Below are 19,225 nucleotides of genomic sequence, written 5' to 3'. Positions count from 1 at the left end.
GGCCGGATCACTCCCCCGCCACGCCCGCCCGGACTCCCGTCAGCTATTACTGGAATTTCGGCAGCCAGCCCCCGTGGGCTTCGATCAGATCGTCGCACAGCGCCACGATATCGTCGATCGACAGCTCGGCGGCCGTGTGCGGATCGAGCAGCGCCGCATGATAGATGTGTTCCTTCTTACCGGTGAACGCGGCCTCCAGCGTCAGGAGCTGCGTGTTGATGTTCGTGCGGTTGAGCGCGGCCAGCTGCGGCGGCAGATCCCCGACGTAGGTCGGCGTTACGCCGCTTGCATCCACAAGGCACGGCACCTCGACGCAGGCCTCTTTCGGCAGGTTGGTGATCAGGCCGGTGTTCATGACGTTGCCGCCGATCTTGAACGGCTGGTTCGTGACCATCGCCTCGAAGATATAGGAAGCGTATTCATGAGAACGCTGGTGTTCGAGATTTTTGCTGCCCACGAGCTCCTCGCGCATCGACTTCCACCGCTCGATCTGTTCCACACAGCGGCGCGGATATTCATCGAGCGGAATGTTGAAGCGGTCGATGAGCTCCGGATAATTCTTTTTGATGAAATACGGGTGGTATTCCGCATTATGCTCGGAGGACTCGGTGACGTAGTAGCCGAAGCGATGCATGAGCTCGAAGCGCACCATATCGTGGTGCTTCTCCTTCTGCTTCTCGAGCGCCCGGCGCTTGATCTCCGGATAGAGGTCGACGCCGTCCTTGGTCACCTCGAGCAGCCACGCCATGTGGTTGATGCCCGCGATCTTCGTCTGGACGCCGTCCTTCTCCATGCCCAGAGCATCGAACAGATGAGGCATGCACACCTGCACGCTGTGGCAGAGGCCGACCGTCTTGATGCCCCCGTGCGTGATCATCGCGTTCGTGAGGACAGCCATCGGATTCGTGTAATTGAGGAACCAGGCGTCGGGGCACACCTCTTGCATATCCCTGGCAAACTCCATCATCACGGGAATCGTACGCAGGTTGCGGAAAATGCCCCCGATACCGAGCGTGTCGGCAATCGTCTGCCGGAGCCCGTACTTCTTCGGAATCTCGAAGTCGGTGATCGTGCAGGGATCGTAGCCCCCGACCTGGATCGCGTTGACGACAAACTTGGCCCCGCGCAGCGCCTCCTTCCGGTCCGTATACGCTTTCACAACACAGCCGCTGCCGGCGGTCGCCTTCAGGTTATTCAGCATATTCTCCGAATCCTTCAGCCGCTCCAAGTCAATATCGAACAGCGCGAGCTCGAACTCCTGCAGCGCCGACGTCAGCATGACGTCGCCGAGCACATTCTTTGCGAACACGGTGCTTCCCGCACCAAGAAACGTAATTTTGTCTGCCATTGTAAACCGCCTCCCAAGCGTTGGATATGGTGGGTTCTGCCTAAGAAGACTATACTCCCCCGCCCGGGAAAACGGTATGGACACATGCGATATGTATATGGACGAATGTCGTTTGGGATTAGTCCCGGTCCGCAGCCCACAGCAGCAGCTGGATGATCGTAATCAGCGTGAAAGCGATCAGCGCCAGGAATGGAATCGTGATGAAACCGAGCCAGTCGATATAATCAACGTCGCATGGTACGAGGCCGCAGGCCGTCGCCCCCGATTTGAACAGCTCCGTCTTCTGCATGAGGTAGTGGTACAGCGAGATGCCCCCGCCCCAGATCGACATCGGCAGCACGTAATGGTACAAATGTCGTTCCTTGCGAATGGCCGCTATGGCCAGTATAATCACGAGAGGATACATCAGAATCCGCTGAAACCAACAGAGCCGGCAGGGCTCATAGTGCATAATTTCCGAAAAATACAAGCTGCCCAGCGTCGCTGTCGTAGCGACGACCCAGGATAAGTGCATGGCATTTTCGCGTATAAACGGCTTCCATCTCATCAGACTTTTGTCTCTCCCTTCCTTACTCCCATCATAACAGAACCGCCGGAGGTGTGTCATCATGGCCGAGAGGCTGCATTCGGTAGCGATCAACCCGGCCCCGGGCAAAGGCGAAATGACCGTGCTGTTCTGCGGCCATGCCGAAACGCTTCCCCTGCACAAAGCAGGGCCTCAGGTGCTCGATTACCATCTCGTTCATCTCGTCACCTCAGGCAAGGGAACCTTCCGCTGCATGGGACGGGATTACCGCCTCGGTCCCGGGGACAGCTTCTTCATCTTCCCGGGTGAGCTTGTCGCCTACGCGTCGGACGAGGTCGAGCCCTGGAACTACCGCTGGATCGCCTTCAAGGGCTCCCGGGCGGACGAGTCACTGAGTGCGCTCGGCATCTCACAGCACCAGCCCGTGACCCGCTCGCGGGACTTCCGCCGGCTTGGCGCGCTCTTTCACAAGATGGAGCGGACGCTGGCCTCCGGCCGGCCCGGCAGCGACCTGCAGGCGGGCGGCTATCTGCGGCTGGCGCTCGCCGAATACGCCCAGGAAGCGGCCGCCGCGGCGCCCCCGGTCACCGAAGGCTCCATGATCCAGCAGCAGGTGGAGCAGGCGATCCGCTGGCTGACGCTGCAGTATTACCAGCCGATCTCCATCGAGCACATGGCGAAGACCCTGGGCTACCACCGGACCCACCTGTCCAAAATGTTCAAGCAGCACACCGGCATGTCCCCTATGCAGTACCTGCTCCAGGTCCGCATGGAGCGGGCGAAGCGCCTGCTGCACGAGCGGCTGACGATCGAGCAGGTTGCCTCCTCCGTCGGCTTCGCCGATGCGCTGTATTTCTCCAAGCAGTTTAAGAAGTGGTACGGCGTCTCCCCATCGGATTACCGGAACAGTCAGGGAGCAGCGCCGGTGTGACGTGCTGTTCCTAGGAAGATGATGCGGATTAGGAAGATTTGCGTTTCAAAGGGCCTTCTTCTGGCTAAGACTTACCGTTGCCATTCGCTGCATTCGAAAGGAGGCATTACCGCACATGACAATACGACCGCACATTCTGCCTCTGCTGCTTCTCCTCTGCGGGGTATTATTCGGCACGCTTGCGCCGATGACCGGCGTCACTTATGCGCTGAGCTGTGCCGTGCAGCCTTCCGCCCCCGAAGAGTATGACCGAAGCACCCTCGTTTTCCGCGGCATTGCCGAAGAGAAGTCGGGAGAAGACACCTTCACCTTCCGCACCGTCGACACCTGGAAAGGGCCGGACGAGGAACAGTTCGAGGTGAGGGTGAGTTCCTGGATCCCCATCACACTCGGCGACGAATATCTGGTCTATGCGGCGGCGGAGGACGGCGTGCCTGCCGCCCACCTCTGCGGCCGGACGGGTCTCTGGTCCGCGGCAACCGAAGACCGCGTGTTCCTGCCCGAGCCGCTGTATGCCTTCACTCCGGCGGCCGAGACGCCGATGTCGCCCCTGGCGCGGACCCTGCTCGGAGCGTCGCTGGTCATTGCGCTGCTGTTCGTGCTTCGTGTGTACAGCCTGCGCAGCAGGAAGAAACGCTCGAGGCCGTGAGCAGCGATGCAGATGTGCGCGGCGGCGGGCAAGCCCTTGACCAGGCGGACCATCCGCCGGTAAGGCAGGCATAGCCGGCCTGCGGGTCGTCCCCATGCAAGGCTTGCCTGCCTGGTCTGCAGCCCGACCCACAGAATACTGCAACCTCAGAGCAGGCCCGGGCTGGCACGAACACGAAGCACACCTTATTCCGCGGCCAAACCGCTCCGCTCCATGACGGGGCCTCTCTCCAGCTCCGCCCCCTGCCGAAACCGCCGCCATATCCGGGGAGTAAGTGAATGAACCTGGCCATGAATCTCATGCGGCGCTTTCCGGCATCCAAGTTCATGATCACCGTTTCATCCCTTCCTGCGCCATAAAATACATCACCATGCCTTCCCAAATACCGGCAGCTGACAACAAAACGATTCTTCTGCGCACGACGACCTCTTCATCCGCTCCGTCAACTCTTATGCAATTTTTGTCAATATGCCTGAGGTCTCTTTTCACTTTGGTCAAATATGGATATCTTGTACCTAAGTCGACAGGGCAAGTTTATCATCTATATGCAGTACATACGCAGTGGAACCTGTCCTATCATTCATGAGAGATGGTGGACCAATGAAGAGCAAAAGGACTCCGACCCGGAGTACAGCCTGGAGAGCAGGCGCGGGATTACTGCTTCTGCTGCCGCTTTTCCCCTTACATACCTATGCAGATGGCGGATTCCACAGCGGAGTGACGTATTCAACAGGCTACTATCCTGCGTCCGCCGCCTCGGGAGACTTTAACGGAGATGGGCATGAGGATATTACGGTCGCCAACCTCGGCGACCATTCGGTCTCCGTCCTCCTCGGCGATGGAACGGGCCGATTTACAACGCTGGACCATGACACCCCGGTGCAGAGCCCCAGAGCCATATCGGTCGGAGACTTGAATGAAGACGGCAAGCTCGATGTGGTCACCACCAATGTCCAGAATACGGTCTCTGTCCTGTTAGGAGACGGGGAAGGGGGATTGGCTCTGCCTGACGACTATTCTACGGCAGGTTCGCCGAGATACACAGCCATTGGAGACTTCAATGGGGATGGACACCAGGATCTGGCGGTGGCATCCGAATCCGGTCACATCTCCGTTATGCTGGGGCAGGGAAACGGGCAATTTGGCGGCAGAACGGATTACCACGCGGGTGCAGTAGGCAGATCCGTAGTGGCCGGGAATTTCACGGGTGATGCGAATCTGGATCTCGCGGTCACGAACTCTTACTCGAATGATGTTACTATATTGACGGGAACGGGGACCGGGGCATTCGTTCTTAGCGACTTTTATTTCGCAGACATTCACCCCATGATCATGACAACAGCCGACTTCAATAGAGATGGTTTGGCTGACCTCGCGGCCGCCAGCCTTAACGGCACGGTCTCCGTACTGCTCGCAAATGGATCCGGAGGATTTGGATTCAGAACCCATTATGCTGCAGGCGCGGGTGCGTATTCCGTGACGGCCGGGGACTTTAATGGAGACGGCCTGACAGACCTCGCAGCAGCAAACTCCACATCGAACACGATATCCGTACTCATAGGGGATGGAACAGGCCGCTTTCACCCAAAGGTCGACTACGCCGCAGGCTCCGTCCCCGAGACCCTGATTGCCGGCGACTTCAACGAGGACGGGAAAACGGATCTAGCCGCAGGAAATGTCCGTTCGGATTCCCTCTCTATTCTGCTGAGCCGCTCGGATGCAAAACTGAGCAGCCTCAGCGTGCCGCAGGGAACCCTGACGCCTTCCTTCTCTCCCAAGACCATGAGCGGTTATCGGTAAATGTGGAGAACAGCGTCGACAGCATCACCGTGACACCTACAACAGCAGACCCGACTGCAGCCGCTGTCGTGAGCGCGAACGGGACACCCGCTGTTCCGGGCGCGGCGATTCCGCTGAGAGTGGGAACCAATACCATTGAGGTGGAAGTCACCGCAGCAGACGGCACGACGACCCGGAAATACACCATCATGGTCATTCGTGCCGTAGAAGTCGACCGTGTGACACCTTCAATCGGCCCCTCTGCGGGGGGACAGGAAGTGGAGATCACCGGAAAAGGATTTGCAAAAGCCTCTGGAGTGAAGTTCGGCACGGTGGCTGCCCGTACATTCGTCGTGAATTCGGATTCGAGCATTACGGCAACCGCGCCTGCCGCCGAACAAGGCAGTGTAACAGGAGCAGTCTATGTGACGGTGACTGCAGGCGGGACAGACAGCGCCCCCGGTAATGGCAGCATCTACACTTATGACGGCACCCTGCCGACGATCTCAGAAGTCAGACCGGCGGATGGCAGCACGGTGGAGACTTCGTCCCCCGTGATCACGGCTTCTCTTCACGATGCCGATTCGGGGATCGACCCGGCATCCATTACAGTCCGGTTGGAGGATACCACTCTAGAGCACAACTACAATGCAGAGACAGGCACCGTGACCGCATCCACTTACTCGTTGTCTGAAGGCCGGCATGACTTAACCATTGATGTCACGGACCTGGCCGGCAATGCCGCCGCTTCGTGGAGCTCCTCTTTCCTCGTGGATACGGGACAAACGACCGAAGAGCCGGATACAGCGTCACCGGTCATTCAGTCCGTCACCCCGGCCAACGGCGAGGTGGTAACGACTGCACGACCCGCTATCTCAGCTGCATTGGCTGACATAGGCTCAGGGATCGACCCGGCATCCATTGTGGTCCGGCTGGACAATACCGCTCTCCGGCATAATTACCATGCAGAGACAGGCACCGTGACCGCATCCACTTACTCGCTCTCCGATGGCCGGCATGACTTAACCATCGATGTCACGGACCTGGCCGGCAATGCCGCCGCATCGTGGAGCTCCTCTTTCACGGTTCATGTCCCGGACTCCGGGTCTGATTCTGACTCTGATTCTGATTCTTCATCCGGACATTCTTCAGGCGGTTATTCCAGCGAACCCGCGGCGCCCGCTGCCTACTCGCTGTCGGTCAAAGAACTGAATGAGCGTATAGCAGAGTCCGGCGCTTCCTCCGTGGTCAGGATCGACCTCGTGAACCATGGCCAAATTCTGCTGCCCCCGAGTGCCGGCTCAGAGCTGGCACGTGCGCAAAAACGCCTGCTGATTCAGTCCAAAGGCAGTTCCGTAGAGCTTCCCTCTTCTGTCCTGCTCGCCTTGGCCGATCAGCTCAACAAGGAAGCGTTGGCCGCTTCGCAGATCCGTATCGCCCTTCAGCCGGACTCATCGGCAGTAATAGAAGAGGCTGTTAAGGCGGCAGGCCGTGCAAGCGGAGCAGCGATCCGGCCGATGGGAGCCGTCACGGAGTTCACCCTTACGATCGAACCTAAGGACGGCGACTCCCGAGGCTTGAACAGCTTTCCGGAGCCTGTCATCTTACGACTGCCCCTCCCTTCCCAGGGGGCAGCTGTAGAACTGCTGGGCATATATCACCTCGATGAGTCCGGCGGCAAATGGAACTATGCAGGAGGCAAACCCGATGTGCCGAACGGGACCCTGGAGGCAGCCTTAACGCATAACTCCAAATATGCCGTGCTGGAATACAGCAAGAGCTATACGGATGTTACTGCGCAGCACTGGGCTTACGATACCATCCGGGTGTTGAGCGCCAAGCATGCGGTCCAAGGGGTTACCGCCAGTGAATTCGCACCGGAGAAGATCACAACGAGAGCCGATTTTGTCACCATACTGGTGCGTGCTCTCGGAATCCCTTATGCCGAAGATCGCTCCACCCCCTTCGTGGATCTGCCGGCAGGCGAGTGGTATACGGGCGCGGCAGCGGCTGCCGTTCAGGCAGGCCTCGTTCAGGGAGTGGACGAAACGCACTTTGCCCCCGAAGCGCCTATCACCCGCGAACAAATGGCGGCGTTGATGGTACGGGCGTACGAGTATAAGTCCGGCAAGCGGCTTACGGCCGGCGGACAACTGAACTCCTACCATGATGCAGACCAGGTCTCCTCCTGGGCTGCAGACGCAGTGAACAAGGCGATTACGGCGGGGTTCATGCAGGGACGGAGCGAGGGCTACTTTGATCCGACAGCCGAGGCAACCCGCGCCGAAACCGCGGCCGTAATTTATAAACTGCTGTCCCAATGAGTTCCCGTTTGTGCTGGGATAAGCTCAGGGCCTCCTCCATGCGGCTTCACCTATTCAATAAAAAAAGCCTGTAGATCCTTCCTGTGGAAGAGGGATGATCTACAGACTGAAGCGAGAGCTCAACCCATGAGCCTCGCTTTTTTCACGTCAGCCGGCTGCTTCCGCCTACACCGTGAAGCTGTAAGCGATCTCCGCTTCCGCACCTGCACCTTCGGCCCGCACGAGCTGCACCCACTGTTCCTGCGGAACGACGTCCACGACCGCCTTGATCCCCAGCTTCGCAAAATCCAGCTGCGGCACGTCCTCCATCCGCAGCCGCTCGGTCACCAGCTTCCCAAGAACGCCGGGGAAGCGCTCCTCCATCTGCTGCAGCCGGTAGAGTCCGGTCTCGAAGTCCCTTCGCGACGCGTTCACCGAGCCCAGGATGAGCTTGTTCTCGAGCACGAGCTCCCGGTTGAGCAGATCCGCCGAGATGCGGATGCTGCGGGAGCCGGGCGTGACCCCGAGCAGCGCCAGCACGCCGTTCGGCGCGAGCGCCTCCATCGCATCGAATGCCAGCGGGCTGAAGCCCGTGCATTCGAAGATGAGGTCGGCCCGCTTGCCCTGCGCGGCCAGGAAGGCGCTCAGCGGCGAGACGGCCGCTCCCGCCTCAGCCCCCGCGGCGGCAGCCGGCGCGTCCTCCGCCTCCTTGTACACCCCGCCGCACTCGCGCACGAGCTGCGCCCCTGCGGAATCCGCCGGGGCCTTCGACCAGACGATGGTCTCGAGGCCGAGGCAGCGGCACGTCAGCGCCGCCAGCAGACCGAGCGGCCCCGAGCCGAGCACGACCGCCGTCTTCGGCTGCCAGACGAGGCGCTGCTGCACGCGCTGCACCTCGCTCCACACCTTCTCGACGATGCTCTGCGGCTCCGTCATGACACCGTACGGCAGCGCTTCGGCCGGCACGCGCACGAGATACCGGGCCTCCTCGACGTAGTACTCGGAGAGAAACCCGTGCGCGCCCTTGATCCCGCGCTCCACGTATGCCCCGCTCTCGCAGAAGTCCTGCTGCCCGTTGCGGCAGGCCACGCAGGCCGGCACCGTGCAGGGTCTGCGGACGAGTGCACAGACCGCGTCGCCGGGCTTCAGCCCCGTCGCCGGGTCGGCCTCCTCCACCACGCCGAGCGATTCGTGCCCGATGATCAGCGTCGTGTCGCCCTCCGGCGGAACGCCGTACTTTTCGCTGATGATCTCGCGGTCCGTGCCGTCGAGTCCGACGCACAGCACCCGTACGAGCACTTCCGCGCCGGTCCGCCGCTGCGGTTTGTCCGCCTCCCCAAGCTCCAGCCGCGGCTCCCCGCCTCCCGCTCCGGGTGCGGCAGACAATCCCGTTACCGTGATGGCTTTCATGCATTACCCTCCCATCGGCTCCAGCAGCTTCTCGTCGCTCTGGTCCTCACGCCCGTGCTTCTGGTGCCGGAACAGCTTCACCTTCGCGAGATACTCCTGCACGACCTTCACGAACGTCGCATGCGACCAGGTCAGCGGGGAGACGGACATCGGCTCGCCCGTGAACGGATGCACCTGCTCCGCCAGGATGCCGGACGGCAGCGCATGACTCATCGTCCAGCGGATGAGCTCCATCGCGGGCGCGAGATCCTGCTCTCCGGCCGCGGTGGCGATCAGATATTCGGCGTACCACAGCGTGCAGATGAACCACGGGTTGCCCGGTACCCGGCTAATGTCCTTGGTCACCTGATGATAGTAGTCGTTGCTGTAGCGGCCAAGGCCCCCAACCGTCGTCTGAATCCACAGCTTCTCGCGGATCGCCTTCATCGTTGCGGCTACCCGGGAATCCGACGCAGGCAGCAGCCCGAAGTCAAACACCGCGTACATACTGGCGTCCAGCGTCAAATCGGGCTCATATGTCATCTTGTCATAATTCCAGTAGAGGGAGCGGACGAAGCGCTTCTCGCTTTCCGAGTACATGTATTTTTCCGCAGCGAGCTTGACCTTCTCCGCCTGATCACGGTAGTACACGGCACGGGCCTTGTCCTGAAAATAATCCGCAAAATTCGCCGCAGCCAGCAGGCCTGCATACACACTCGCCACCGTGAACAGATGCACACCGTAGCGCTCCTCCCACAGGTCATACGAGGGCAGGGGCAGACCTGACGCATCCTGATACTTCGACATGAAGTCGGCCGCGGGCAGCACCAGATGGTCGTAATCGTCCCGGGCTTCATCCAGTGTCCGTGCCAGCTTGTGATGGTGCCAGAGAGCGTAGATGACAAGCGCCGTCTCGTCCTCCTGGATCGGCAGCTGCTTCTCCCCCCGCACATCAATCCACGGGTGCCAGGAGGAGCCCGGCGAGCCGTCCGGATTGTACTTGTGCAGCAGGTACCCCTCGGAGGTCAGCCCCTTTTTGCAGAATTGAAAAAACCGCTTCGTCAGCGCATGATATCCCGAACGGTCCAGCGCATGCGTAATGAGAGCCCCGTCGCGGGGCCACATGTAGGAGTACGTATCCTTGTTGAACTTCATGATGTCGGAGTCGTTCGCCGCAATGATCGCCCCCCGGTTATCCGTGTTCGCCCGGACAATCAGCAGGCTGCGCTTGTAGAACAATGCCACGTCCGGCTCCAGCAGCTTCAGGTCGTGCCGGTCCATCGCCAGCCATTGCAGCCAGTGATTGTAGGTGCGCTGCAGAAGCGTATGCGGGTGGACCTTGCGCACTTCCTTTTCCACACGCTGGATGTCCGCGGCATTCTTGCCGAACACGATCCAGAACCAGGCCTCCGCCGTTCCGCTGCCCGGTATCCGGAGCTCCAGCTCGATCGTTCCGTCCACGGAGCCCTGGGCAATCGGATGGCGTCCGAGCTTTCCGTCCTCGGCATCCTTCCATGTGCCCTGCAGGTGATTCATCTCCTTCTGCCCGATCGCGAAGGACGAGACACCGGCCTCCTTGCCGCCCCCTGCCGAGCAGGAGAGCGAAAGATAGCGGTGGCCTTTGTAGAAGACGAGCGACTTCAGCTCCGGATCATAGTAGACCGTATCCCCCACTCCGTTGCCGTACAGGTGCAGGTCCAGGTGAAAATACAGCTTGACCGTCCGCTCCTCGTTCCTGCGGTTCTCGACGACCACCTTGCGGACGAAGACGTCTTCCTGCACATCGACGCCGTCCCGGATCAGCAGACCGAGTCCCAGGCGGTCATGCATGCATTTCACGTTCGTCACCAGCGACTCGTTGAGGTATCCCGCCTCCCGCTTCAGCTCAGGGTTGTCGATCCAGAAGAAATCCTCCGCGGTCCAGACTCCAAAGTGGGACAAATGATCCAAAGCCTGATTTTCCTGACCCACGTAAGGAAAATACATATCGCGCAAATTATAATGCGTATCAAAGTTCACCAGAACATTGCCGTTGCCGATCGGCAGATCGCGTGCCATTACGGTTCATCCCCTTCCTGTTCTTCCTACTTTCCCCTCAGCGGAAACCCATTTATGCATTTTTCTTCAAAAAACCGATGCAATGAATGGAAACGTATGGTATACTCCTCGTTGTGTGAAGGGACTTGAAGCCGAAGGCCGGGGACAAAAAAAGACCAGCCCTCAGGCCGGTCTCGTGTGATTCGTTCGCTTTCGCCCCGATCGCTCAGGGCCGCATACAGGCTGTATTCATTTTCTCTTCCTCCCGTGCTTCACAAGTGTCATTCGGCGCGAATGGCGAAGCCAGGAATAGTAGGCTTTCAGGTCGCGCAGCTGGATGTCCTGGGATACGCGGCCAAGGAAGGTCACGACAATCATTTTGTGCAGGGGGTTCCCCGCGATGTCCGTCTCCTCCTTCATTTCCACGAATTCCGCAACCATCACCAAATCTTCATCAATCAGATACACGTCTTTCTCGTTTGCATAATAAGGCTGGATTTTCTCATTCTTCATTTTGTCCCATAAGAAGGAACAGATGTGTTCAATTCCGCCCTGCTCCGTTTCCACCCGTTCCGTCCAGCGGCTGAGCGCATGGCTCGTAATGACGATGTCCGCCACCTTATATCCGTTGAACGACACGTAGAAAGGCTCGTAAGTACTCCACCGGTTCATGATCTTATCTCTCATTAGTTGTCCCCCCTTTTTTTTCAAAAAGTATACTACTTCTAATGTATTATTGATATTACAAACAGTCAAGACTTAGTTCGGTACATTAAAGATTTTTTTATAATACTATTTCTTTTCGAAGCTTTGTCCGGTACAATAGGACAAGAGAGGAGTGAACAGGATGGGACAACCTATTCCTGATTTCGGTAAATTCTTAGAGGGTCTTAGAGGTTCCATGTCACTAAGGGAAGCAGCCAGAAAAAGCGGATTGTCGCATGCGTACATAAGAGACCTTGAACTGGAACGCAACCGATCGACTAACGACAAAATTACACCGTCGCCGGACACGCTCCAAAAGCTCTCCGCCGCTTACGGATATCCCTATACGGAACTTATGATCAAAGCAGGCCACCTGATGAGCGATGATGTTGCCCCTGTGGTAACGCGCAGCTATCCGGAGGTAGACCTCAACCAAGTTTATTTTATCGAAATCGGCATGAAAGAAATTACGTACCACACCGAAGCCGACCGGCTCGCCTGGAGCATCGATTCCCTGCTGGATTTCAGCACGTTTTTGGATACCCTCGATGAACACGGTTTCAAAAAAATGGATGCGGATCTGTACGTAAATCTGCATCATATCCGCAAATATGACGAGCGCAAAGGCAAGCTGTACTTCGATGAAGAAGGCAAAGGCGTCTCCGTCACCATCTCCGCGATCCGCCAGCGGAAATACCACGATCTGATCAACCGTCACACCGCCAACAATACCCAGCGCAGTCTGGAATTCTCATTCGGCAAAGCCGGCAAGAAAGCTTCCTTCACAACAGCAGAGAAGAACATATAAATTTAAAAGGGATAGGTGCTTGCAGCAAGGAGTAAGGAAATGGAAGGACCTTTGGTATTTACCATTGTATATCTAATCATTTGGTCTATTGTTTTATCTCTGGGGCTCGCCTTGTTTCGTATGAGGGTATCGGCCTACACAGCCCCATTAATGATCTCCGTGATCCCGATGACGCTTCTCTCGGTCATCCTTCAGCTTCTAAACAGTGCCTATCTCACATCCATTATTCAGCCCGTCGGCGCAGTTCTCTGCTACGGGCTTATTTTTCGTTTCCGCTGGTGGCACTCCATCCTAATGGTTATTTTGTATTATCCTATTAATATTTTTTTGGAAGTATTCTATAATTTCCTGATGACGCGCTATCAATGGGATCGGGTCGTGTACCACATGGTTGAAGAAGACTTGTTCTCTGTCGGGGGACTGCTGATCTTAACGAATCTGCTCATCCTCTGGATTCTTCAGTACTTCCGCTTAGGCTTTACCTTCATTCCAGCCAATCCATCCCTTGTACGCTTCCGAAGCATGTCGGATCAGATGCTGGCTTTTCTCTTGGCCGCGTTCTGCATCACCGGAATAGCAGGGTTTGCGATCTTCTTCCTTCATACTGCGGTAATGATTCTAATTGTCATTGTGCTGGTCATCCTTTGGCTTCTGATCGTCCGATTAGCTTATCGTGAAGAGAGCAGAGATTGAGGGGGAACGTGCTTGGAAAATGCGTGGATGTTCATCGTGGCTTTTTTGATCTTCTGGCCTTCGGCATTTAGCTTGTCTCTACTTTTATTCAGGCAGCAATTAAGACCCTTTAGATCCAAAATCATTCTTTCGTCTCTGATTATGGCTCAAGTAACTTTTATTTTGCAGTCAGGGTTCATTCCAGAAGGAATGGCTCTTCCTATATTTCAACCTTTAGCAACCTGGCTATGCTTCTGGCTTATCTTTAGAATTAAATTCTCACAATCTCTCACCATTTTCGTTTCTTTTTACGGATTGAACATTATTGTTGAGATCATCTTTTATATTTTTCTAAGCCATTTGACAGACTCCTCTTTTATTACTCTTGCTAAAGAAAGTGTAGTCCTTCCGTTTTTGTTTTTAAGCGTATTTAATATTGTACTCTGCTTCTTTTTAATTAAATTTCGTCTGGGTTTTTCCTTTATTCGTCTTAACAATAAGCAAACCTTTCCGGACTTAGTACCGATTTTAATGATCTCTATCTTGTGCGCTTGTTCAGCAATAGTCTCACTTTATCTCTACGACGCTGTTTTGGTTTTACTTATATCCTTCCTCTTGGTCTCCATGGGCTTAGTTTTCTATCGTATATACAAAAGGGAAATCTCTGAATAAATCAGCAATCTAGGAGCGCTTAACCATGGATTCAATATGGATTTTTCTGTTTGCTTTCATAACTCAATGGGCCCCCTTCTTTTCTTTTTCCCTTACTCTCTTCAGACAGGACATCTGGAAGGCCCGCCATAAAATTCTTTTCTCCTCAATCCTTATGTGTTATGTGACCTACTGGGTGCAAACATACAACCATGCGCTTGGGATCACCTTTGTTCAACCTGTCAGCGCTTTTCTCTGCTTTCTAGTCATTTTTCGGCTTCGTTTCACCCACGCAGCTGTCGTCTTTACCTTATCGTATCTCTATAATGTTGTTGCCGAAGCCTGCGTTTATGTTGTGACTAGCCGTATAACAGGCAACTCTTTTGTCCAGCTTGCCCGAGAAGAATTTGTTATGCCATCCATTGTTGTCGCAGCCTTCATGGTGATTGGCATTTTTATTTTACGCAAGACTCGAATCGGGTTTTCTTTTGTCCCATTTCAACGTACAAGGAACAGCAATCAGCAGCAGCTTCTCCGCTCAGTTCCTCGTGCGGTGTATTATTGTTTGGGTGGAGCATTCTTGCTGTGCGTCTCGATATTTTTTATTCAGTCCAAGATAAGCGTTGTTACGGGGTTTGTGAGCCTGGTACTTTTCTATTTTTATTATATTTACTTTCTTTATAATAAGGAGATGTCGGAGTAAAAAAAACAGTCATTTAAGGAGCTTTTGAAATGAACAGCCAAATGACGAACATTTTAGCTACGTCGATTATAGGCTTATTTTTCACTAGGCCTGCTTTCTTTATCTTTACATTAGTACTTTTTCGACAGAACGTTAAAAGCAACCGCTCCAGTATTTTGCTTAGCTCAATATTTATGTCCATCGTTTCGCTGATTGTACATTACACTTTCTTAGAAAGTTTTATGAGTCTAATCATGCTCACGGCTGTGGTCTGCTGCTCCTACTTCTTTTTCACTTGGAACCTTTCACACTCTCTTCTTTTATCAGTAATTTCCGTTGTTTTATTTGCCTTATTGGAATCAGTACTTTATGTAATAGAAAGTCAAATACAAGGTGTTCGGTTTATTCAGGCAGCCCAAAAGTATAAAGGATATCATGGCGTAATCATGGGTTTTGCACATCTGCTTTTATCATGGTTACTCAGTAAGAAGCGGATAGGATTCACTTTTATCAGTCCTCGTAAGCGCACCCTAAGAAAAAGACAAAACCACCATAACAATGACGCTATCCTTTTATTCGCTGTCTTATATTTATCTTCCCTTAGTCTTACCCTTTTCCACTTTGAAGAATTTATAGTGATTAATCTGGTCTTATTGATACCAACACTGTTTATTATTGTCAGGAAGCTATATATGAAGGAACAAGAAGAAGGCTAACTCACTATCGGAGAAAATATATTTATGACGAAATTTAGTCCTTATTTACTGTTGGTTTTGTTTGGGGTTGCCTCTACACCGCAACTTCTTTATTTCAATTATAATACTATCATAATATTCCCCCCTACTTTATTCCTAATTACTGTTCTTCTGTATCTGGATAACCTAAAAGAATTCAACATAAATAAATTGCATGATAAACGCTTTCATAGTATGGTTTTTACAGGAATACAATATTGCATTCTTGTTCAAGCAGCTGGCACCATATTACTTGGAATCACTGAAACCACTTTTGAGATTACTGCTACCCACTCCCCAATGCTCATACTTAACACGGTCCTTTTCGGCCCTGTAGCGGAAGAAACTGTTTTCAGAAAAATCCTATATGGTGGATTACAGAGAAAAACAAACTTCTGGTTTGCAGCTTTGACCTCTTCATTTGTTTTTGCCCTTCTTCATTACAACATTCAGAGGTTTATTCCTTATGTTGTAATTGGATTAATCCTATGTTTTATCTACAAAAAAAGTCAGACTCTTGCTTCTTGTATCCTGATTCATATTGTTCTCAATTTAATAGCAGTCATTGTGTCATTAATTAAACAATTCGTTAGTTGAAGCCCACAGGATTCGACAAAATTATCTTGTTTGTGTCTTGAAAGTATATTACACTAAATTTCAGAAGATAAGTGTCATTTCACAAAGGGAGCAATATCAAATGAATTTTGCACTGAACGTTTTTTTTGGGGGAATTGAGTTTATTGCGCTGATTGTCCTCGCATTATCCATCTTTCGCTTCCAATTTTATTACTATCTCCCAAAAATTGCGGGTATAGCTTTCCTAATGTCTTTTATCTCATTTTATTTTAGATATATACCAGAATTAACTAGCCTTGCAATAATATCGGCATTAACTACACAAATCATATTATTAATGATTACATACAGAATCCCATTCTTTTACTCTTTAATAGTCAGTTTCTGCGGATATATTGCTACATCACTTGTGGAACTAAGTGTACTGATCTCCGGAATTAAACTTGGAATCTTTGATGAAGCTCAAGTGCAGAAATCAGCGCTAACTTTGGGAGCAGTTCAGGTTACCGTCGCTGTGATATTGTCTTTTATTATTTACATTTTACAGAGCAGAAAAATTGGCTTCTTATTTAAAACCAAAAATCTAAACTCTCGAACAGCACTAAAAGGCTATAACTTCGTTATAGCCACAGTATTAGTAATTGTACTGGGTTTCGCACAGCTAGAACTTATTTCTTTTTATAATAACTCACTTAGTTTCTACATGTCTTTGATAATGGCCCTGCTCTTCTCTATAGGAATCTTTCTCGCATACAGACATAACAAAGCTATTATTAGAGAAACCTATGAGAGGCCGGTGAAAAATGAATTGGATCGATCATTCCGCAATGAAAATCGCAACAAAGATTCGAGAAAATTATGAATTTGCAGCCTCAGAAAAAGTTCTTTTCTATGCCCTCAGTTTAATAATTAACACATCAAGTGCTATCTTAATAACAATAATAATTGGTACTCTTACAAACCATCTACTTAATGCTTTACTAGCCATTATCTCCTTTTTGGTTATTAGGAATGTAAGTGGTGGGTTCCACCTACGCTCTTCTTTAGCTTGTTGTGTATTTTCCACTATAATGTTGGTTATCTTTACGCATTCAACATACAAATTTAGTTACTTAGGCTATTTATTAAACTTAATTAGTTTACTCATTATGCTTTATCAGGCCCCTTTTGGTATTGAAAACTATAGTAGGATTCCAAAAAAGTACTACTCATATTTAAAATTAATTGCTGTGGTGTTAGTTACAAGTAACTTTTTCATTCAATCCTCACTTCTAGCCACAGTTTTCTTTGCTCAGTCACTTACACTTATGACCTTTACTTACAATTTAGTCACTAGAATAGAAGGGAGTTTTCCTGATGAAAAGACTGATCGCAAAGTATGCTAGTATAATCCTAACAATTATTGCTTCTATGTTCGCATTTACTAATTCAACTATCGCACACCGCCCCGAAACCCCGGAGGAACTCCTCAAAAAGTAATACGTCAATACATACCAACCCGGATCACCGGGCTGATCGGTGAACCACCCTCAGCCTAATCCTACTCCTATGGAGCTGAACGAAGATATGCAAAAAATCCCGGTAACGCGTGATGGCAAGAGAGGCTCGGAAGTGCTGATCATTGATGCCTCGGATGTCGTGAAGATCGACCGCATCCGCGAACGCGAGATGATTGTCCATACCCAGGAGGAATCCTTCTACCTGGACTTTTCGTTCGATAACCTGGAAGAATGGTTATTCGAAGACGGGTTTCGCATGCTCGACAGCGCCAATATCGTTAACATGAACCACGTGGAAGAGTATGATTTCCGCAAGGGTCTCGTCTACTTAAACTCAGCCGGTTCCAAAAAGCCGAAGACCGCTTCGGCCGCACGTATACACAAAGAGCACGTAGAGAATGCCGTGCAGCTCATCAAAAGCGCGGACAGCTCGATTCCCGGGCATAATCCCGAGCTTACCGAAGAACTTTTTTCCCGCATCATCAGCGAAACGAACGACTACCACCTTCTCCGATCCTATGCCACGATTCGTGCTGTGAATGAGCGTAAACGGGCCGAGGAGAAGATTCAGCATATGGCTTACCACGACGCTCTCACCGACCTGCCCAACCGGCTGATGTTCGATGAGAAGCTCGGGCGGTGCTTCCAGGAAGCGGAACGCAACGGCAGCATGATGGCCGTGATGTTTTTTGATCTGGACCGTTTTAAGGTGATCAACGATACGCTGGGTCACCACGTAGGCGATCAGCTGCTCAGGCTGCTGGCCCGCAAGCTCCGCCACTATGTCAGCGACAAAGACGTCGTCGCCCGCTTCGGCGGGGACGAGTTTATCATACTGCTTACCAATATGGCCCACGCCGATGAGGCCGCCCAGTTTGCGAAAGGCATCCCGGATCTGCTTAAGGATCCTTTTGTGATTGAAGGCCACGAGCTCTTCGTCACTGCCAGCATCGGCATCAGCATGTACCCGAGCGACGGCAAAGAGGTCGATACCCTGCTCAAGAATGCGGATATCGCCATGTACCGGTCCAAGGAAAAGGGCGGCAACGCCTTCCAATATTACCATCCCGATATGAACAAACGCTCGCTGCACCGCCTGAACCTCGAGATTCATCTGCGCAAGGCGCTGGAGCGCGGTGAATTCCAGGTGCACTACCAGCCGATCGTCGACCTGCGCAACGGCAGTGTCTACGGGATGGAATCGCTGGTGCGCTGGCAGCATCCCGAATGGGGCGTCGTATCACCGGGCGAGTTCATTCCGCTGGCCGAAGAGACCGGGCTGATCGTGCCGATCGGCAACTGGGTGCTCCTCGAATCCTGCCGGCAGAACCGGCGCTGGCAGCAGCTCGGCTATCCGCCGCTGGTCGTCTCGGTGAATATCTCCGCGATCCAGTTCAACCAGATGAACTTCGTTCAGATCGTCACCGACGCGCTGAAGGAATCGGGCCTGGCCCCTGACCGTCTCTGCCTCGAGATTACGGAGAATATCGCGATGAACAATGTGCCGCACATTATCGAGACGATGCAAAAGCTCAAGGCGCTCGGTGTCGGTATCTCCATCGACGACTTCGGCACCGGGTATTCCTCTCTGAGCTATCTCAAACGGTTCCGGGTCCAGACGCTGAAGATCGACCAGTCCTTCATCCGGGACGTAACGCTGGATGAGGATAATGCGGCCATTGTGACGGCGCTGATTGCGATGTCACACCGGCTGAAGATCAAGTCCCTGGCCGAGGGCGTAGAGACCCAGGAACAGCTGGACTTCCTGGTGGCCCAAGGCTGCGACAAGATCCAGGGCTACCTGTTCAGCAAGCCAATCCCCGCCGACGCTTTCGAAACGATGATCAAAGAGAACCGGCAGCTGTATATGCACTAATCAGGGAAAAAAGTCTGCGATTCTGCAACTTTTCTCCCTTTTTTTTCGTCCAACTGGTTG

The 19,225-nt window shown here is 53.0% G+C and carries 20 protein-coding genes; 14 read left to right on the top strand and 6 right to left on the bottom strand.

Annotated features, from left to right (window positions below):
* Positions 1-46: 46 nt before the first annotated feature.
* Both melA and PM3016_RS09385 read right to left on the bottom strand, forming a co-directional pair.
* Entirely contained in the window at positions 47-1,348 is a 1,302-nt protein-coding gene (gene melA / locus PM3016_RS09390) for an alpha-glucosidase/alpha-galactosidase (protein WP_014369268.1), read from the bottom strand.
* A gap of 118 nt (positions 1,349-1,466) precedes the next feature.
* Positions 1,467-1,895 carry a disulfide oxidoreductase gene (locus PM3016_RS09385; RefSeq protein WP_014369267.1) on the bottom strand — a complete coding sequence of 143 codons (429 nt, stop codon included), beginning with the start codon at positions 1,893-1,895 and terminating at the stop codon, positions 1,467-1,469.
* Positions 1,896-1,956: 61 nt separating this feature from the next.
* On the opposite strand from PM3016_RS09385, the gene PM3016_RS09380 reads away from it, so the two are divergent.
* Both PM3016_RS09380 and PM3016_RS09375 read left to right on the top strand, forming a co-directional pair.
* A complete protein-coding gene (locus PM3016_RS09380) occupies positions 1,957-2,805 on the top strand; it encodes an AraC family transcriptional regulator (RefSeq protein WP_014369266.1) in 849 nt (282 codons plus the stop codon).
* 115 nt (positions 2,806-2,920) lie between these two features.
* Positions 2,921-3,454 (top strand): hypothetical protein, encoded by a 534-nt coding sequence (locus PM3016_RS09375; protein ID WP_014369265.1) that lies wholly within the window; start codon positions 2,921-2,923, stop codon positions 3,452-3,454.
* A 330-nt stretch (positions 3,455-3,784) separates the two neighbouring features.
* On the opposite strand, the gene PM3016_RS38525 is transcribed toward PM3016_RS09375, so the two are convergent.
* Positions 3,785-3,952, bottom strand: a complete 168-nt coding sequence (locus PM3016_RS38525; RefSeq protein ID WP_187298003.1) for a hypothetical protein — start codon at positions 3,950-3,952, stop codon at positions 3,785-3,787.
* Between the two features lie 219 nt (positions 3,953-4,171).
* Between PM3016_RS38525 and PM3016_RS09370 the strand changes: the two genes are divergently transcribed.
* Together PM3016_RS09370 and PM3016_RS09365 are read left to right on the top strand one after the other, a co-directional pair.
* Positions 4,172-5,254, top strand: coding sequence for an FG-GAP repeat domain-containing protein (locus PM3016_RS09370; protein ID WP_187298002.1), 1,083 nt, complete (start codon positions 4,172-4,174; stop codon positions 5,252-5,254).
* Positions 5,255-5,256: 2 nt separating this feature from the next.
* Positions 5,257-7,557, top strand: coding sequence for an S-layer homology domain-containing protein (locus tag PM3016_RS09365; RefSeq protein ID WP_014369263.1), 2,301 nt, complete (start codon positions 5,257-5,259; stop codon positions 7,555-7,557).
* A 165-nt stretch (positions 7,558-7,722) separates the two neighbouring features.
* On the opposite strand, the gene PM3016_RS09360 is transcribed toward PM3016_RS09365, so the two are convergent.
* From PM3016_RS09360 to PM3016_RS09350, 3 genes are all read right to left on the bottom strand, one after another.
* Positions 7,723-8,946 (bottom strand): glucose 1-dehydrogenase, encoded by a 1,224-nt coding sequence (locus tag PM3016_RS09360; RefSeq protein ID WP_014369262.1) that lies wholly within the window; start codon positions 8,944-8,946, stop codon positions 7,723-7,725.
* Between the two features lie 3 nt (positions 8,947-8,949).
* Positions 8,950-10,983 (bottom strand): glycoside hydrolase family 15 protein, encoded by a 2,034-nt coding sequence (locus tag PM3016_RS09355; protein WP_014369261.1) that lies wholly within the window; start codon positions 10,981-10,983, stop codon positions 8,950-8,952.
* A 228-nt stretch (positions 10,984-11,211) separates the two neighbouring features.
* A complete protein-coding gene (locus PM3016_RS09350) occupies positions 11,212-11,649 on the bottom strand; it encodes a hypothetical protein (RefSeq protein ID WP_013915269.1) in 438 nt (145 codons plus the stop codon).
* Between the two features lie 160 nt (positions 11,650-11,809).
* Between PM3016_RS09350 and PM3016_RS09345 the strand changes: the two genes are divergently transcribed.
* From PM3016_RS09345 to PM3016_RS09310, 10 genes are all read left to right on the top strand, one after another.
* Positions 11,810-12,475, top strand: a complete 666-nt coding sequence (locus tag PM3016_RS09345; RefSeq protein ID WP_014369260.1) for a helix-turn-helix domain-containing protein — start codon at positions 11,810-11,812, stop codon at positions 12,473-12,475.
* Between the two features lie 39 nt (positions 12,476-12,514).
* Positions 12,515-13,168 (top strand): hypothetical protein, encoded by a 654-nt coding sequence (locus tag PM3016_RS09340; RefSeq protein WP_014369259.1) that lies wholly within the window; start codon positions 12,515-12,517, stop codon positions 13,166-13,168.
* Positions 13,169-13,180: 12 nt separating this feature from the next.
* Positions 13,181-13,819 carry a hypothetical protein gene (locus PM3016_RS09335; protein WP_041619074.1) on the top strand — a complete coding sequence of 213 codons (639 nt, stop codon included), beginning with the start codon at positions 13,181-13,183 and terminating at the stop codon, positions 13,817-13,819.
* 25 nt (positions 13,820-13,844) lie between these two features.
* Complete coding sequence (locus PM3016_RS09330; protein WP_041619073.1) at positions 13,845-14,501, top strand: hypothetical protein; 657 nt, start codon at positions 13,845-13,847, stop codon at positions 14,499-14,501.
* 29 nt (positions 14,502-14,530) lie between these two features.
* Positions 14,531-15,196 (top strand): hypothetical protein, encoded by a 666-nt coding sequence (locus PM3016_RS09325; RefSeq protein WP_014369258.1) that lies wholly within the window; start codon positions 14,531-14,533, stop codon positions 15,194-15,196.
* Between the two features lie 24 nt (positions 15,197-15,220).
* The gene (locus PM3016_RS09320; RefSeq protein ID WP_014369257.1) at positions 15,221-15,811 is read left to right on the top strand and encodes a CPBP family intramembrane glutamic endopeptidase; all 591 of its coding nucleotides are present in this window, start codon (positions 15,221-15,223) and stop codon (positions 15,809-15,811) included.
* Positions 15,812-15,911: 100 nt separating this feature from the next.
* Entirely contained in the window at positions 15,912-16,652 is a 741-nt protein-coding gene (locus PM3016_RS09315) for a hypothetical protein (protein ID WP_014369256.1), read from the top strand.
* The gene (locus tag PM3016_RS37235) at positions 16,594-17,175 is read left to right on the top strand and encodes an accessory gene regulator B family protein (protein WP_014369255.1); all 582 of its coding nucleotides are present in this window, start codon (positions 16,594-16,596) and stop codon (positions 17,173-17,175) included. The genes PM3016_RS09315 and PM3016_RS37235 overlap by 59 nt, the downstream gene beginning before the upstream one ends.
* Positions 17,147-17,269, top strand: a complete 123-nt coding sequence (locus PM3016_RS41110) for a cyclic lactone autoinducer peptide (RefSeq protein WP_014369254.1) — start codon at positions 17,147-17,149, stop codon at positions 17,267-17,269. Before PM3016_RS37235 ends, PM3016_RS41110 begins: the two co-directional genes overlap by 29 nt.
* A gap of 132 nt (positions 17,270-17,401) precedes the next feature.
* Positions 17,402-19,165: an EAL domain-containing protein gene (locus PM3016_RS09310; RefSeq protein ID WP_238540478.1), complete on the top strand. Its 1,764-nt coding sequence runs from the start codon at positions 17,402-17,404 to the stop codon at positions 19,163-19,165.
* The last annotated feature ends 60 nt before the right edge of the window (positions 19,166-19,225 follow it).

This window comes from Paenibacillus mucilaginosus 3016, assembly GCF_000250655.1.
GTDB classification, from domain to species: domain Bacteria; phylum Bacillota; class Bacilli; order Paenibacillales; family NBRC-103111; genus Paenibacillus_G; species Paenibacillus_G mucilaginosus.
The sequence above is the reverse complement of the archived record's forward strand: the minus strand, read 5'-3'. Positions and strand labels throughout refer to the sequence as shown.